Source organism: Alloalcanivorax sp. C16-2 (genome assembly GCF_046507615.1).
Taxonomy (GTDB): domain Bacteria; phylum Pseudomonadota; class Gammaproteobacteria; order Pseudomonadales; family Alcanivoracaceae; genus Alloalcanivorax; species Alloalcanivorax marinus_A.
Genome location: NZ_JBKFTL010000001.1, coordinates 1,320,282 through 1,334,074 on the forward strand (window position 1 = coordinate 1,320,282; position 13,793 = coordinate 1,334,074).

Sequence of the window (13,793 nt, forward strand, 5' to 3'; positions counted from 1 at the left end):
AGCAGCCGAAAAGGGGCCAACTTATGCGGGTGGGGCGCCAACGGATACCCAGAAATCGGTGAACCGGCTGACGCGCAGATGGAAGACCTGTTCCAGCACCTCCAGCGCCAGCTCGGTATCGTCGGTCTGGAACACACCGGAAATACGCAGGTCGGCCACGTCCGGCTGGCAACGCAGCACCCCGGGCCGGTAGCGGGCGAGCTCCGCGATCACCTCGGCCAGCGGCCAGCTCTCCACCACCAGCTCGCCCTGGCGCCAGGCCAGCCGGTCGGCGGGCGCCGCGCCCACGGCAGTTACCGCCGTGTCGGAGAACAGGCCTTCCTGGCCCTGCACCAGCCGTTGCCCGGTGCCGGACAGTGGCGTCAGCGTCACCGCGTCCCGCGCCACCGTGACCCGGGTCGCCTGGTCCAGGCAACGCACCGCGAACTCAGTGCCCAGGGCACGTACCCGCCCCTGGGCGGTGCGCACCGAGAGGGTGCCGGGCCGGCGGTGGCCGGTGCGCACGAACAGCTCGCCCTGGTACAGGCGCAACTCCAGGTCAGTGCCGTCCGTGACCACGTCCAGGGCGGTGTCGGTATTCAGTATCACGGCGCTGCCGTCGGCCAGGGTCAGCGCTCGCCGTTCGCCCACGGCGGTGCGGTGCGCGGCCAGCCAGGGGCGCCACGGGGCCTCATTGGCCAGGTGCCAGCCCAGCGGCGCGGCCAGCCCCAGGCCGGCCAGGGATTTCAGCACGGTGCGCCGGTGCAGGCGCGGGCGCCGCAATACCGGCGCGGCCAGGTCCGCCGGCAGGCTGGTGAATTGCTGATTGAGTTGGCAGGCCGCCTCCCAGACCCGGCGGTGGGCTTCGCTGGTCTGGTACCAGCGCCGCAGGGCATCCTGCTCGTCGTCGCTAAGGGCGCCGGCATCCAGGCGCACCAGCCAGGCGGATGCTTCCCGCAGCAGGGTGGGGCGGTCGGTCACGGTGTTATTTCCTGGCCGACCATATGGTCCAGGCAGGCCAGGAAGGCCCGTTGCATATGCCGTTTCACGGTGCGCGACGATACGCCCAGCCGTTCGGCGATTTGCGGGTAGGTCAGGCCGTCGAGCCGCGACAGCAGAAACGCCCGACGGGTGGCGGCGGGCAGGGTATCCAGCATGCGATCCAGTTGCTGCAGGGTTTCCAGGATGATCTGCTGCTCCTCGAGGGCCAGGGTGGCGGCCTCCGGGCGTTGCGCCAGGGCCTCCAGATAGGCCTGCTCCACCGCGCGGCGGCGAAAATGGTCGACCATCAAACCATTGGCCACCAGACGCAGGTACTGGCGCGGATGACTGACGGTGAAATCCCGCTCCTGGCGCTGGCGCTGCATGATCCGCACGAAGGTATCCTGGGCCAGGTCGGCGGCGGTCTCCGAACAGCCCAGCCGGTGGCACAGCCAGCCGCGCAGCCAGCCGTGATGGCCGCGATACAGATGCTGGAGCGGATCCTGGGTCAGTTCGCCCGCCGACATGATGACGTCCCCCGCGTCAATTCCCAAATCATGCAATTGATAATCAGTCTCAATCTTATAGGTGGTGGCCCAGCCGCTCAAGCCGGGGGCTTACAGTTTCAATGAACACCGCTTGGCCAGGCGCGGGCTCGCCGAGCTCGGACAGGTCGTGGAGCCCCGTTAAACCCGCAGGGCGTTCAGCACCAGGGAAAAGGCCGGCGAGGGCTGGCGGCGGCTGGGGTAGTAGAGGTAATAGCCGGGGAACGGTTCGCACCAGTCGTCCAGTACCCGCTCCAGGCGCCCCGCTTCCAGGTGGGGCGCGAACTCCTGCTCCGGCAGGAAGGCGATGCCCAGGCCGTGCAGGGCGGCGTCCACTATTGGTGGTGAGGTGTTGAACACCAACTGGCCGTCCACGCGCACGGTTTGCTCCCGGCCCCGGTGGTCGAACTCCCAGACGTACAGACCGCCGTGGGTGGGGAAGCGCAGGTTGATGCAAAGGTGCTCGGTGAGGTCCGCCGGGGTGGCCGGTCGACCGTGGGCCTCGAAGTAGGCCGGCGTGGCCACGGCGGCCATGCGCAGGGGCGGGCCGATGGGCACCGCGATCATGTCCTTGTCGATGGTGTCGCCCAGACGCACGCCGGCGTCGAACCGGTCGGCGACGATGTCGCGGAAGCCGTAGTTAACATCAAACTCCAGGTTGATGTCCGGGTAATCATGCATCAGCGGTGCCAGCCGAGGCAGGAGTGTGTGGCGCAGCACATGGTCGCCGCAGGTGATGCGCACCGTGCCGGCGGGCTTGTCGCGCAGCTCGGTGAGCGCGTCCAGTTCCGCCTCGATCTCGTCGAAGCGGTGGCCGATGGCACGCAGCAGGCGCTCGCCGGCGGCGGTGGGCGAGACGCTGCGGGTGGTGCGTGTCAGCAGGCGGATGTCGAGCTGGCGTTCCAGGCCGCTGATGGTCTGACTCAGAGCGGACTGGGTCACGCCCAGCCGGGCGGCGGCGCGGGTGAAGCTGCCTTCCCGGGCCACGGTGACGAAGGCCAGCAGGTCGTTGAAGTTGCGCTTGATCATCCCGGGCCCCGGCTGATTGATTAGTAGAGCTAATATCCTCATTAAGAATTCATTAGCTAGTCAACCCCGGGGTGGCGGCGGAGAATGCACGGTCTCTGAAATTCTCTCCCGCGAACAGGACCGGAATGCCTTCTCAACCCCGAACGGCGACCCTGGAACAGGTGGGCTCCGTGCCCGCTTACTGGAGCGGCGTGCTGGCCATGACGCTGTGCGTGTTCACGCTGATTGCCTCCGAGTTCTTGCCGGTGAGCCTGCTTACGCCCATCGCCGCCGAGTTCGGCGTGGGCGAGGGGCTGGCCGGGCAGGGGCTGACCATCTCCGGCGTGTTCGCGGTGCTCACCAGCCTGAGCATCGCCTCCCTGGCCGGGCGCATGAACCGCAAGACCCTGATGTCGCTGCTCACCGCACTGATGGTGGTGTCCGGCGCCACGGTGGCGCTGGCGCCCACGTTCACCGTGTACATGATCGGCCGCGCCCTGATCGGCGTGGTGATCGGCGGCTTCTGGTCGCTGTCCGCGGCGGTGGCGATGCGGCTGGTGCCGCCCCATCGGGTGCCCCGGGCGCTGGGCATCTTCAACGGCGGCAACGCCGTGGCCATGGTGGTGGCGCCGCCGCTGGGCGCCTGGCTGGGTGAGGCGATCGGCTGGCGCGGCGCCTTTTTCTGCCTGGTGCCGGTGGGGCTGGCGGTGCTGCTGTGGCAGTGGCGAAGCCTGCCGTCGATGCGCGCGGAGGCGCGGCCGGCGGCGCCCACCGCCGTGTTCAAGCTGCTCACGCGGCCGCCGGTGGCGGTGGGCATGTTGGCGGTGGGCGTGTTCTTCATGGGCCAGTTTTCCCTGTTCACCTATGTGCGGCCGTTTCTGGAAACGGTGACGCGGGTGGAGGTGAGCACCCTGTCCTGGATTCTCATGGGCATCGGCGCCGCCGGCGTGTTTGGCACCACCCTGGTGGGCTTCGTGCTCAACCGGCACCTGTACCGCACCCTGATGCTGATTCCCCTGTTGATGGCGGGTGTCGCCGTGGCGCTGACCCTGTTTGGCCACCGGGTGTGGCCGGTGGCGGCGCTGCTCGGCTTCTGGGGGCTGGTGGCCACGGCGGCTCCGGCGGGCTGGTGGACCTGGATCGCCCGGGCCCTGCCCGACGACGCGGAAACCGGTGGTGGCCTGATGGTGGCGGTGATCCAGCTTTCCATCGCCCTGGGCTCGTCGGTGGGCGGCGTCCTGTTCGATACCCGTGGCTACCAGACCACTTTCCTGGTCAGCGCCGCCCTGTTACTGGCGGCGGTAACGCTGGCCTTCTTCACCCGGCGAACGGAGTCATGATGAAGCCACTGCTGACCGCGCTGATTTTCAACTTGTGTTTGATCTCCGCAGGAGGAGCCGACATGCCAAGCGATGCGAACAACTTCTACACCAGTGACCGGGTCACCGTGGAAAAGGTGACCTTCCCCAACCAATACCAGATGAAGGTGGTGGGCAACCTGTTCGTGCCCGAGGGTCTGGACCGCGACAGCGCCCATCCGGCCATCGTGGTGGGCCACCCCATGGGCGCGGTGAAGGAACAAAGCGCCAACCTCTACGCCACCAAGATGGCCGAGCGTGGTTTCGTCACCCTGTCCCTGGATCTGTCGTTCTGGGGCGAAAGCGAGGGCCGGCCCCGTAATGCCGTGTCCCCGGACATTTACGCCGAGGATTTCAGCGCGGCGGTGGATTTCCTGTCCAGCCAGGCGTTCGTGGACGCGCAACGCATCGGCGTGATCGGCGTTTGTGGCAGCGGCAGCTTCGCCATCAGCGCCGCCAAGATCGATCCGCGCCTGAAAGCGGTGGCCACGGTGAGCATGTACAACATGGGCGCCGCCAACCGTAACGGGCTCAACCACGGTCTGTCCCTGGAACAGCGCAAGGTGATCCTGGAACAGGCGGTGAAACAGCGGCAGGTGGAATACAACGGTGGGGAAACCCTCTACACCAGCGGCACCGTGCATGAAATCACCGAGGACTCCACGGCCATCGAACGGGAGTTCTACGATTTCTACCGTACGCCGCGCGGCGAATACACCCCGGAAAGCTCGTCCCCGGCGCTGACCACCCACCCGACCCTGTCCAGCAACGTGAAGTTCATGAACTTCTACCCGTTCCAGGACATTGAGACCATCTCGCCCCGGCCGATGCTGTTCATCACCGGCTCCGAAGCGCACTCCATCGAGTTCAGCCGCGACGCCTACGCCCGCGCCGCCGAGCCCAAGGAGCTACTGGAGATTCCCGGCGCCGGCCACGTGGACCTCTACGACCGGGTGGACCTGATTCCGTTCGACAAGCTGGACGCCTTCTTCACCGATCACCTTTGAGTGAGAGGGCGGCGCGCTCAGGCCGGGTGACCGGCCCGGCGCTGGTTGACCACGCACAGGCCGCCGACGATGGCGGCCGCGCCCACCCAGAACAGGGCGTTCTGCCGCTCGCCCAGCAGCACCACCGCGAACACCACGCCGAACAGCGGCGCCAGGAAATTCATGGCGGACACCTGGGAGGTGTAGTGGCGGCGCAGCATGGCGAAGAACACCAGGTAGCTCAGGAACGCCACGCCCACGGTCTGGAATGCCAGGGAGGCGATCAGCGCCGGGCTCCAGTGAACGCTCCAACCACCGTCCGGCACCAGGGTGGCCAGGCCCAGCAGGGGCACCGAGCCGAACAACTGGTGGAACAGCACCACCGGCGCGTCCAGGTCGCGCAGGTCGGTGGCGCGGATCACCAGCACGGTGGCCGCCCAGCACACCGCGCCGGCGAAGCACAGCAGGTCGCCGAGCACGGTGGCGGCGCCGCTGCCGCCGGTGCCGGAGAAGGCGGTGAGCGCCACGCCCAGAAAGGCGAACAGAATGCCCAGCACCTTGAAGCGGCGCACCGGCTCGTCGCGAACGATGTACATGGCGCCCAGGGCGATCATCATCGGCGCGGTGTAATAGATCACCGCGGCGTGGGCGGCGCTGGTCAGCGCCAGCCCCAGATACAGAAAGCCGAAATCCAGGGCGAACAGCAGGCCCAGGAGCATGGACGGGCCGGTGGGCGCGCGGAACGGGTTGCGGCGCTGGCCGAGAAACCACAGCGCCAGCAGCGCCGTGCCGCCCAGCGAGCGCAGGAAGGTCTGGGTTAGCGGCGCCATGTCGGAAACCACCGCTTTGACGGCGGTCTGCTGGGCGCCGAAGGCGGCGAACACCAGGATCAGTATCAGGATGGCGCGGGACGTCAGCGGTTGAAGCGGCATAAAGCAATCAGGCAATGGCGGCGGCCGGTGCCGGCCGCTCGTGGACGAACAGATGGGCCAGGGAAGACAGCACCCCCAGCGCGATGGCCAGGTACCATATCTGGTCATAGCTGGCGAAGCGATCGAAGAACACGCCGCCCAGCCAGACGCCGGCGAAGCTGCCCAGTTGATGGCTGAGAAACACGAAGCCGAACAGGGTGCCCATGGCGCGCGGTCCGAACTGGGTCAGTACCAGGGCGCTGGTCAGCGGCACCGTGGACAGCCACAGCCCACCCATCACCAGGGCGAAGATCATCACCGAGGCCGGCGTCAGCGGCAGGGTGATGAAAATCAGGATCACCAGGGCGCGCAGCGCGTAAATGGCGGCCAGCACATAGGGTTTGGGAAAACGCATACCCAGCCGTGACGCGAACAGGGTGCCGAAAATATTGGCCAGACCGGCCAGCGCCAGGGCCTGCAGCCCCAGGGCGCGAAGTTCCGCCGGCGAGGCGGCGGATACGCAGAAGTTCTGCACATAGGTGGGCAGGTGGGCGGTGATGAATGCCAGGTGGAAACCGCACACGAAGAAGCCGGCGTTGAGCAGCAGGTAATCCCGATAGCCGAAGGCGCCGCGCACCATGGCGGGCAGCGGTGGCGGCGCGGCGCCGGCGGTGTCGTGCTCCGTGGCCGCCACCCGAAGGCGTGGAATGCACAGCGCCATGGGCAGCAGGGTGGCGGTGATCACCAGCAGGGTCATGCGCCAGTCCAGCCACTCGATCAGCCAGGCGGTGAGCAGCGGCAGCACCACCTGGCCGGCGGAGCCCATGGCCGAGGTGATGCCCAGGTAATGGGCCCGCTTGTGCTCCGGGGCCGCCCGGCCCACCACCGCCAGCACCAGGCCGAAGGCGGTGCCGGAAATGCCCATGCCCACCAACACCCCGGCGCCCAGATGCTGGGCCCAGGCGCTGCTGGCGAACACGCAGATCAGCATGCCGGCCAGGTAGCAGACGAAGCCCAGCCACAGGGCGCGGCGGTCGCCGTAGCGGTCGGCGAGGATGCCGAAGCCGGGCTGGGCCAGCCCCCACACCAGGTTCTGGATGGCGATCGACAGGGAGAACACCTCGATGCGACCGCCGAACAGCTCATCGGACAGCGGCTGCACCACGCCACCGAATACGGCGCGCACGCCGAACGCCAGCGCCAGCACCACGCCGCCGGCCAACACGATGGCGCGAATGTCCCGGAGGCCGGTATCGGCCCGCTGTTCTGATCCCGTCATGATGCCTCCCTTAAAACCACCGAATACTAATCGAATAACGCTGAAAGAACGGTTCAGTTGCGCTGAATATGAGCGGCACACCGTCGCGCGCCAGTGTATGAGCCGTGACCCTATCGCCCCGGCGCTCGGTTCCGTCCGTCAGTTACAGGACCAGGCGCGGCGCCCATGATGCCGGGAATCAAGGCGGAGGAGGCGATTATGCAAATCGATACGAGCATGCCGGTGATGGTCACCGGCGCTACCGGTTACGTGGCCGGCCGGCTGATGGAGCGGTTGCTGGAAGAAGGGCTTACCGTGCACGCGCCGGTGCGTGATCCGGACAATCCGGACAAGCTTAAATACCTCAATGCCATCGCCGAGCGTACCCCCGGCGAGATTCGTTATTTCAAGGCGGATTTGCTGGCGCCGGGCTCCTACGCCGAGGCCATGGCCGGCTGTTCGGTGGTGTTCCACACCGCCTCGCCGTTCATCACCTCGGTGAAGGACCCGCTCAAGGAGCTGGTGGAACCGGCCCAGCAGGGCACCCGCAACGTGCTGGAAACGGTGAACGACACGGAGTCCGTGCGGCGCGTGGTGCTGACCAGCAGCTGCGCCGCCATTTACGGCGACAACGCGGACCTGGAAGACACCGCCCAGGGCGTGTTCACGGAAGCGGACTGGAACACCAGCTCGTCCCTGGAGCATCAGGCTTACTCCTACTCCAAGACCCTGGCCGAGCGGGAAGCCTGGAAGATCGCCAAGTCACAACAACGCTGGGATCTGGTGACCATCAATCCGTCGCTGGTGGTGGGCCCGGGTATCAATCCCAACGCCACCTCGGAGAGCTTCACTATCGTGCACCAGCTTGGCGACGGCACCGCGCGCATGGGCGTGCCGGACATCGGCATGGGCGTGGTGGACGTGCGTGAAGTGGCCGAGGCCCATGTGCGCGCCGCGTTCCTGCCGGAAGCCCATGGGCGTTACATTTTGTCCGGCCACGACACCAGTTTCCCGGAGATCGCGCGGGTCCTGCGTCACCGCTTCGGCAAGGACTACCCTCTGCCCAAGCGGACCCTGCCCAAGGCGGCGGTATGGTTGTTCGGGCCGATGGTCAACAAGACCCTGACCCGCGACTACGTTACCCGCAACGTGAACCTGCCCTGGCGGGCCGACAACCGGCGCAGCCGCGAGGAACTGGGCATCCAGTACCGGTCGCTGGAGGAATCCCTGTTCGCCTTCTTCGAGCAGGTAATGCGCTGATCGCGTGACCGGCGGCCGGGTTTGGAGGATCCGGCAGGCATGGGGCAGGATCGGGCAAGCCGGTGTGCCGGGGCGTTCGCTAGGGTGGTTTTTTACATCGATTTATCCATTCGAAATGCGTGCGCCTCTTCGTTTCCGGTAAGTTGTCTCCAGTAACGTGGAAACAAGGCTTTTCACACGTACGTCCTCGCCAGCGGGCGGCATCGACACGGTCGCCCCGCCAGCCAGAAGGATCGGTGACCATGTCTCAGCACCCCCGTTTCAAGATCACGCGTCGCGCCCTGATGATCGTCGGCGCCGCCTCCGCGGCCTCCCTGGGCCTGCCTCGACTGGCCGCCGCTGGTCGCGACGGTGAAAGCCCCACCAGCGCTCCCGCCGCTGATGACAAGGCGGCCACCGCCGAAGTGGCGTTCACCGTCAACGGCGTACCCCGCCGGTTCACCGCCGACACCCGGCTGACCCTGCTCGACGCCCTGCGCGAACAGCTGCGACTGACCGGCACCAAGAAGGGCTGCGACCACGGTCAGTGCGGTGCCTGCACGGTGATGGTCAACGGCCGGCGGGTGAACGCCTGCCTGTCCCTGGCGGTGATGCACGAGGGGGACGAGATCACCACCGTGGAAGGCCTGGGCACGCCGGACAATCTCGACCCCATGCAGGCGGCCTTCATCGAGCATGATGGCTACCAGTGCGGTTACTGCACGCCGGGACAGATCTGCTCCGCCAAGGCCACCCTGCAGGAAATTCAAGACGGGGTGCCCAGCCACGTGACCGCCGACCTGAACGCGCCGATGAAGGTGACGGCGGAAGAAATCCGCGAGCGCATGAGCGGCAACATCTGCCGCTGCGGCGCCTACGCCAACATTCTCGACGCCGTGCGGGACGTGGCCGGGGAGCAATCATGAGAGCCTTTACCTACGAACGGGCGGAGACCCCGCAACAGGCGGCCATGGCGGCGGCGTCCACGGACCACGCCCGTTTCATCGCTGGTGGCACCAATCTGCTGGACCTGATGAAGATCGAGGTGGAAACCCCGGCCCATCTTATCGACGTGAACGGCCTGGGGCTGGACACCATCGAGGACACCGACGACGGCGGTCTGCGCGTGGGCGCTCTGGTGCGCAACACCGACCTGGCCGCCGACCCCCGGGTACGGCGCCACTACGGCGTGCTCACCCGGGCCCTGGTGGCCGGCGCCTCCGGGCAACTGCGCAACAAGGCCACCACCGGCGGTAACCTGTTGCAGCGCACCCGCTGCCCGTACTTCTACGACACCAACATGCCCTGCAACAAACGCAGGCCCGGCGCCGGCTGCGCCGCCCGGGAGGGCTTTAGCCGCCAATTGGCGGTCATCGGCGGCAGCGAGCACTGCATCGCCACCCACCCCAGTGACATGGCGGTGGCCATGCGCTTGCTGGACGCGGAAGTGGAAACCGTGCTGCCCAACGGAAATACCCGGGCCATCCCCATCGCCGATTTTCACCGCCTGCCCGGCGACACGCCGCAGATTGATTCGGTGCTGATTCCCGGCGAGTTCATCACCGCCGTGACCCTGCCCAGGCCCCTGGGCGGCAAGCATTTCTACCACAAGGTGCGCGACCGGGCGTCCTACGCTTTCGCCCTGGTGTCGGTGGCGGCGGTGGTTCAGCCCGACGGCAGCGGCCGGGTGGCGCTGGGCGGCGTGGCGCCGAAGCCATGGCGCCGGGAAGAGGCGGACGAGGCCCTGCCGAGGGGCGCCAAGGCGGTGATGGCGCGGCTGCTGGACGGCGCCGAGCCCACCCACGAGAACCGCTTCAAGGTGAACCTGGCCGAGCGCACCCTGGCCGCCGTGCTCGCGGAAGCGAAGGAGTAACCCATGCGTTTCGACAAACCCGCCGGGAGCAATCCGGCCGATCGCGGAACCGTGCTGGGCCAGCCCCTGCCGCGCATCGATGGCCCGCTGAAAACCACCGGCACCGCGCCCTACGCCTACGAGCGCCATGACGTGGCTAACGGCCAGCTGGTCGGCTACCCGGTGGGCGCCGCCATCGCCAAGGGCCGCATCCGTTCCATGGACACCCGCGCCGCCAAGGCGGCGCCGGGCGTGGTGGCGGTGATCACCACCCTGGACATGGACCGGCTGCCCAAGGCGAGAATGAACGTGGCCTACCTGTTCGGTGGCCGCGACATCCAGCATTACCACCAGGCCATCGCCGTGGTGGTGGCGGACACCTTCGAGCGTGCCCGCGCCGCCGCCGCCCTGATCCGCACCGACTACGACGAGGACGAAAGCGCCTCCTTCGATCTCGCCGAGCAACGCCGCGCCCACCAGGATGACGAGCTGGAACCGATGGCGAAGGTGGGCGACTTCGACCGCGCCTTCGCCGAGGCGCCGGTGAAACTCGACCAGACCTATACCACGTCGGCCCAGAGCCACGCGCAGATGGAACCCCATGCCTCCATCGCCGAATGGAAGGACGGCGCGCTCACCCTGTGGAGCGCCAATCAGATGATCGAGTGGAGCAAGCAGGCGCTGGCCAAGGCGTTCGACCTGCCCGACGAGAAAGTGCGGCTCGATTCGCCCTACATCGGCGGTGGTTTCGGCGCCAAGCTGTTCCTGCGCGCCGACGCGGTGCTGGCGGCGGTGGCCGCCCGGGAAACCGGCCGGCCGGTGAAGGTGGCGCTGCCGCGCCCGCTGATCGCCAACAACGCCACCCATCGCGGCCTGACCATCCAGCGCATCCGCATCGGCACCGATCGGGACGGGCGCATCACCGCCATCGGCCACGACAACACCAGCAACACCCTGCCCGGCGGCGATGGCGAGAACGGCGCCGCGCCCACCCAGCATTTCTACGCCGGCGCCAACCGCCTGCTGGTGCACCGGCCTCTGGAAATGCACCTGCCGGAAAGCAACGCCATGCGCGCCCCCGGCGAAACCGCCGGTTTGATGGCCCTGGAAGTGGCCATGGACGAAATGGCCGGGAAACTGGACATGGACCCGGTGGCGTTCCGCGTGCTCAACGACACCCAGGTGGACCCGGACAACCCCGAGCGGCCCTTCTCCGAGCGGCATTTCGTGGAATGCCTGGAACGGGGCGCCGAGCGTTTTGGCTGGAATGAACGTAACCGCAAGCCCGGCGCCCGCCGCGACGGCCAATGGCTGATCGGCCACGGCGTGGCCGGCGCCTACCGGGGCGCGCCGGTGCAGGCCTCTGGCGCCCGGGTACGACTCAAGCCGGACGGCACCGTACGTGTGGAGACCGACATGACCGACATCGGCACCGGCTCCTACACCATCATCGCCCAGACCGCCGCGGAAATGCTCGGCGTGCCCCTGGACGCGGTGGACGTGGCGCTCGGCGATTCCGATGCGCCGGCCTCCGCCGGCTCCGGTGGCCAGTGGGGCGCGGCCAGTTCCACAGCCGGCGTTTACGCCGCCTGCGTCGCCCTGCGCGAAGCCATCGCCGAGCGCCTGGACGCCGACCCCGAGGACCTGAGCTTCGCCGACAGCGTGGTTCGCCACGGTGACCGCCGCACGCCGCTCACCGAGGTGGGCGGCGGCGAGGAGCTGGTGGCCGAGGACAAGATCGAGTTCGGCGACTTCCGCGGCAAGGAGTACCTGCTCGCCACCTTCGGCGCCCACTTCGTGGAAGTGGGCGTGCACGCCGCCACCGGTGAGATCCGTGTGCGGCGCATGCTGGCGGTGTGCGACGCCGGCCGCATCCTCAACCCGGTCACCGCCCGCAGCCAGGTGATCGGCGCCATGACCATGGGCGTGGGCGCGGCCCTGATGGAGGAACTGGCGGTGGATACCCGCTACGGGTTCTTCGCCAACCACGATCTGGCCGGCTACGAGGTGCCGGTGCACGCCGACATCCCGGAGCAGGAAGTGATTTTCCTGGAAGGCGAGGACCGCTATTCCACGCCCCTGAAAGCCAAGGGCGTGGGCGAGCTGGGCATTTGCGGCGTCAGCGCCGCCGTGGCCAACGCGGTCCATAACGCCACCGGTGTGCGCGTGCGCGATTATCCGGTGACTCTGGACAAGCTGCTCGACGGACTCCCTGACCTGGCCTGAGCCCGGAACCCGGAGTGCGCGCACCGGTCTCAGAGTGCACATCATTGCAAATGGAGATTGAACGATGCGCGATACCCTGATGATGGCCCTGGGCGCCGGCGCCTTGATGCTGGCCGGCTGCACCGGCCAGGACCGCGCCGCGCCGATGGAAACCGGCAAGTGCGACGCCGTGGCGAGTTACGACTTGCCGGCCCAGCGCTTCGATGAAACCGCCCAGCAACTGGCCCACGCCACCGGCTGTTTCATCGAGGCGGACACCGATGAAATCGGCGCCGTCCAGGTTCAGCCGGTGGCCGGGCGCATGAGCATTCGCCAGGCCCTGGAGACCGCCCTGGACGGCACCGGGCTGGCTATCACCGAGCACGCTCCCAACACCCTGAAAGTGGAATAACCCCGCCCGCCATGCCCACCGAGCCGCCACCGCCGGGCACCGGCGTCCTGTTCGAGGCGCCCGCCGCCGTGCCCCCGGCGGTGCGGCCGGCGGCGCCGGACCCCGCCCTCGCGTCTCTGGCCGCCGCTCTGCCGGAACGGCTGTGGCTGGGCACCTCTTCCTGGCATTACCCTGGCTGGGCCGGTCTGGTCTGGGACAAGCTGTATGACGAGGGCCAACTTTCCCGGGAAGGCCTCGACGCCTACGCCCGCCATCCCCTGTTCAACGCCGTGGGCCTGGACCGGGGCTTCTACCGGCCGCTTTCCATGGCGCAGTACGCCGACCACGCCCGCCAGGTACCGGCGGCTTTCCGCTTCGTGGTCAAGGCGCCGAGCCGCGTCACCGACGCCTTGCGCCGTGGTAGCGGCGGCCAGGGCCTGAAGCCCAACCCGGATTTCCTGGACGCCGAACTGGCCTGGCGGGACTTTCTGGCACCGGCGGCGGAGGGGCTGGGCGGGAAACTCGGCGCCCTGGTGTTCCAGATCAGCCCGCTGCCCGGCGCCTGGCTGGGGCACATGGCACCGGTGATCGAACGCCTGCATGACCTGTTGCGCGGCCTGCGGGCCCGGGCGCCGGCCACGCCGCTGGCGGTGGAGGTGCGCGATCCGCACTGGCTGACGCCGGACTTCGTGGCCGCTCTCAAGGACACCGGTGCCACCTACTGCCTGGGCCTGCACGGCAAGATGCCCCCCATCACCGAACAGCTCCCGGTGCTGCGCGCGCTCTGGCCCGGCCCGCTGGTGTGCCGCTGGAACCTGAACCTCAGGCACGGCGCTTACGGGTACGAAGACGCCCGCGACCGCTACTCACCCTTCGACAAGCTGGTGGATCCGGACCCGGACACCCGCGCCGCCCTGGCGCGGGTGATCGCCGGCACGGTGGGCGCCGGCCAGCCCGCTTTCGTTACCCTGAGCAACAAGGCGGAGGGCAGCGCGCCGCGCTCCGTGGCCGCCCTGGCCGAGGCGGTACTGGCCGCCGCCACCCGCCGCTGAGCGCCACCATGGTGTTCGGCTGACGTCC

The 13,793-nt window shown here is 68.0% G+C and carries 13 protein-coding genes; 8 read left to right on the forward strand and 5 right to left on the reverse strand.

Features of this window, described 5'->3' with window-relative positions; all coding sequences use genetic code 11:
* Positions 1–21: 21 nt before the first annotated feature.
* The 3 genes from ACLD02_RS06290 to ACLD02_RS06300 form a co-directional block, all read right to left on the reverse strand.
* A complete protein-coding gene (locus ACLD02_RS06290) occupies positions 22–960 on the reverse strand; it encodes a FecR domain-containing protein (RefSeq protein WP_203104865.1) in 939 nt (312 codons plus the stop codon).
* On the reverse strand, positions 957–1,487 hold the full coding sequence (locus ACLD02_RS06295) for a sigma-70 family RNA polymerase sigma factor (RefSeq protein WP_203104864.1): 531 nt from the start codon (positions 1,485–1,487) through the stop codon (positions 957–959). The genes ACLD02_RS06290 and ACLD02_RS06295 overlap by 4 nt, the downstream gene beginning before the upstream one ends.
* Positions 1,488–1,646: 159 nt before the next feature.
* Complete coding sequence (locus ACLD02_RS06300) at positions 1,647–2,534, reverse strand: LysR family transcriptional regulator (RefSeq protein WP_410298219.1); 888 nt, start codon at positions 2,532–2,534, stop codon at positions 1,647–1,649.
* A 125-nt stretch (positions 2,535–2,659) separates the two neighbouring features.
* On the opposite strand from ACLD02_RS06300, the gene ACLD02_RS06305 reads away from it, so the two are divergent.
* Both ACLD02_RS06305 and ACLD02_RS06310 read left to right on the forward strand, forming a co-directional pair.
* Positions 2,660–3,853, forward strand: a complete 1,194-nt coding sequence (locus ACLD02_RS06305; protein ID WP_410298220.1) for an MFS transporter — start codon at positions 2,660–2,662, stop codon at positions 3,851–3,853.
* A gap of 62 nt (positions 3,854–3,915) precedes the next feature.
* A complete protein-coding gene (locus ACLD02_RS06310; RefSeq protein ID WP_410298221.1) occupies positions 3,916–4,878 on the forward strand; it encodes an alpha/beta hydrolase in 963 nt (320 codons plus the stop codon).
* 17 nt (positions 4,879–4,895) lie between these two features.
* Here ACLD02_RS06310 and ACLD02_RS06315 read toward each other — a convergent pair whose 3' ends face one another.
* Together ACLD02_RS06315 and ACLD02_RS06320 are read right to left on the reverse strand one after the other, a co-directional pair.
* Complete coding sequence (locus tag ACLD02_RS06315; protein WP_203104860.1) at positions 4,896–5,789, reverse strand: DMT family transporter; 894 nt, start codon at positions 5,787–5,789, stop codon at positions 4,896–4,898.
* Between the two features lie 7 nt (positions 5,790–5,796).
* On the reverse strand, positions 5,797–7,047 hold the full coding sequence (locus ACLD02_RS06320) for an MFS transporter (RefSeq protein WP_203104859.1): 1,251 nt from the start codon (positions 7,045–7,047) through the stop codon (positions 5,797–5,799).
* A gap of 198 nt (positions 7,048–7,245) precedes the next feature.
* Here ACLD02_RS06320 and ACLD02_RS06325 point away from each other — a divergent pair, with 198 nt between their 5' ends.
* The 6 genes from ACLD02_RS06325 (at position 7,246) to ACLD02_RS06350 (ending at position 13,765) form a co-directional block, all read left to right on the forward strand.
* The gene (locus ACLD02_RS06325) at positions 7,246–8,286 is read left to right on the forward strand and encodes an NAD-dependent epimerase/dehydratase family protein (RefSeq protein ID WP_410298222.1); all 1,041 of its coding nucleotides are present in this window, start codon (positions 7,246–7,248) and stop codon (positions 8,284–8,286) included.
* Positions 8,287–8,528: 242 nt separating this feature from the next.
* Positions 8,529–9,191 (forward strand): aldehyde dehydrogenase iron-sulfur subunit PaoA, encoded by a 663-nt coding sequence (paoA, locus tag ACLD02_RS06330; RefSeq protein WP_410298223.1) that lies wholly within the window; start codon positions 8,529–8,531, stop codon positions 9,189–9,191.
* Positions 9,188–10,138 carry an FAD binding domain-containing protein gene (locus ACLD02_RS06335; protein WP_203104857.1) on the forward strand — a complete coding sequence of 317 codons (951 nt, stop codon included), beginning with the start codon at positions 9,188–9,190 and terminating at the stop codon, positions 10,136–10,138. Before paoA ends, ACLD02_RS06335 begins: the two co-directional genes overlap by 4 nt.
* A 3-nt stretch (positions 10,139–10,141) precedes the next feature.
* The gene (paoC, locus tag ACLD02_RS06340) at positions 10,142–12,343 is read left to right on the forward strand and encodes an aldehyde oxidoreductase molybdenum-binding subunit PaoC (RefSeq protein ID WP_410298224.1); all 2,202 of its coding nucleotides are present in this window, start codon (positions 10,142–10,144) and stop codon (positions 12,341–12,343) included.
* Positions 12,344–12,407: 64 nt separating this feature from the next.
* The gene (locus tag ACLD02_RS06345) at positions 12,408–12,734 is read left to right on the forward strand and encodes an STN domain-containing protein (protein WP_203104855.1); all 327 of its coding nucleotides are present in this window, start codon (positions 12,408–12,410) and stop codon (positions 12,732–12,734) included.
* Between the two features lie 11 nt (positions 12,735–12,745).
* Entirely contained in the window at positions 12,746–13,765 is a 1,020-nt protein-coding gene (locus ACLD02_RS06350) for a DUF72 domain-containing protein (RefSeq protein WP_203104854.1), read from the forward strand.
* Positions 13,766–13,793: the final 28 nt, after the last annotated feature.

Bases quoted from the DNA above. Each gene is read 5' to 3' on its own strand.
- ACLD02_RS06295 (WP_203104864.1), bottom strand. From the start codon at position 1,487: ATGTCGGCGGGCGAACTGACCCAGGATCCGCTCCAGCATCTGTATCGC.
- ACLD02_RS06300 (WP_410298219.1), bottom strand. From the start codon at position 2,534: ATGATCAAGCGCAACTTCAACGACCTGCTGGCCTTCGTCACCGTGGCC.
- ACLD02_RS06305 (WP_410298220.1), top strand. From the start codon at position 2,660: ATGCCTTCTCAACCCCGAACGGCGACCCTGGAACAGGTGGGCTCCGTG.
- ACLD02_RS06310 (WP_410298221.1), top strand. From the start codon at position 3,916: ATGCCAAGCGATGCGAACAACTTCTACACCAGTGACCGGGTCACCGTG.
- ACLD02_RS06315 (WP_203104860.1), bottom strand. From the start codon at position 5,789: ATGCCGCTTCAACCGCTGACGTCCCGCGCCATCCTGATACTGATCCTG.
- ACLD02_RS06320 (WP_203104859.1), bottom strand. From the start codon at position 7,047: ATGACGGGATCAGAACAGCGGGCCGATACCGGCCTCCGGGACATTCGC.
- ACLD02_RS06325 (WP_410298222.1), top strand. From the start codon at position 7,246: ATGCAAATCGATACGAGCATGCCGGTGATGGTCACCGGCGCTACCGGT.
- paoA (WP_410298223.1), top strand. From the start codon at position 8,529: ATGTCTCAGCACCCCCGTTTCAAGATCACGCGTCGCGCCCTGATGATC.
- ACLD02_RS06335 (WP_203104857.1), top strand. From the start codon at position 9,188: ATGAGAGCCTTTACCTACGAACGGGCGGAGACCCCGCAACAGGCGGCC.
- paoC (WP_410298224.1), top strand. From the start codon at position 10,142: ATGCGTTTCGACAAACCCGCCGGGAGCAATCCGGCCGATCGCGGAACC.
- ACLD02_RS06345 (WP_203104855.1), top strand. From the start codon at position 12,408: ATGCGCGATACCCTGATGATGGCCCTGGGCGCCGGCGCCTTGATGCTG.
- ACLD02_RS06350 (WP_203104854.1), top strand. From the start codon at position 12,746: ATGCCCACCGAGCCGCCACCGCCGGGCACCGGCGTCCTGTTCGAGGCG.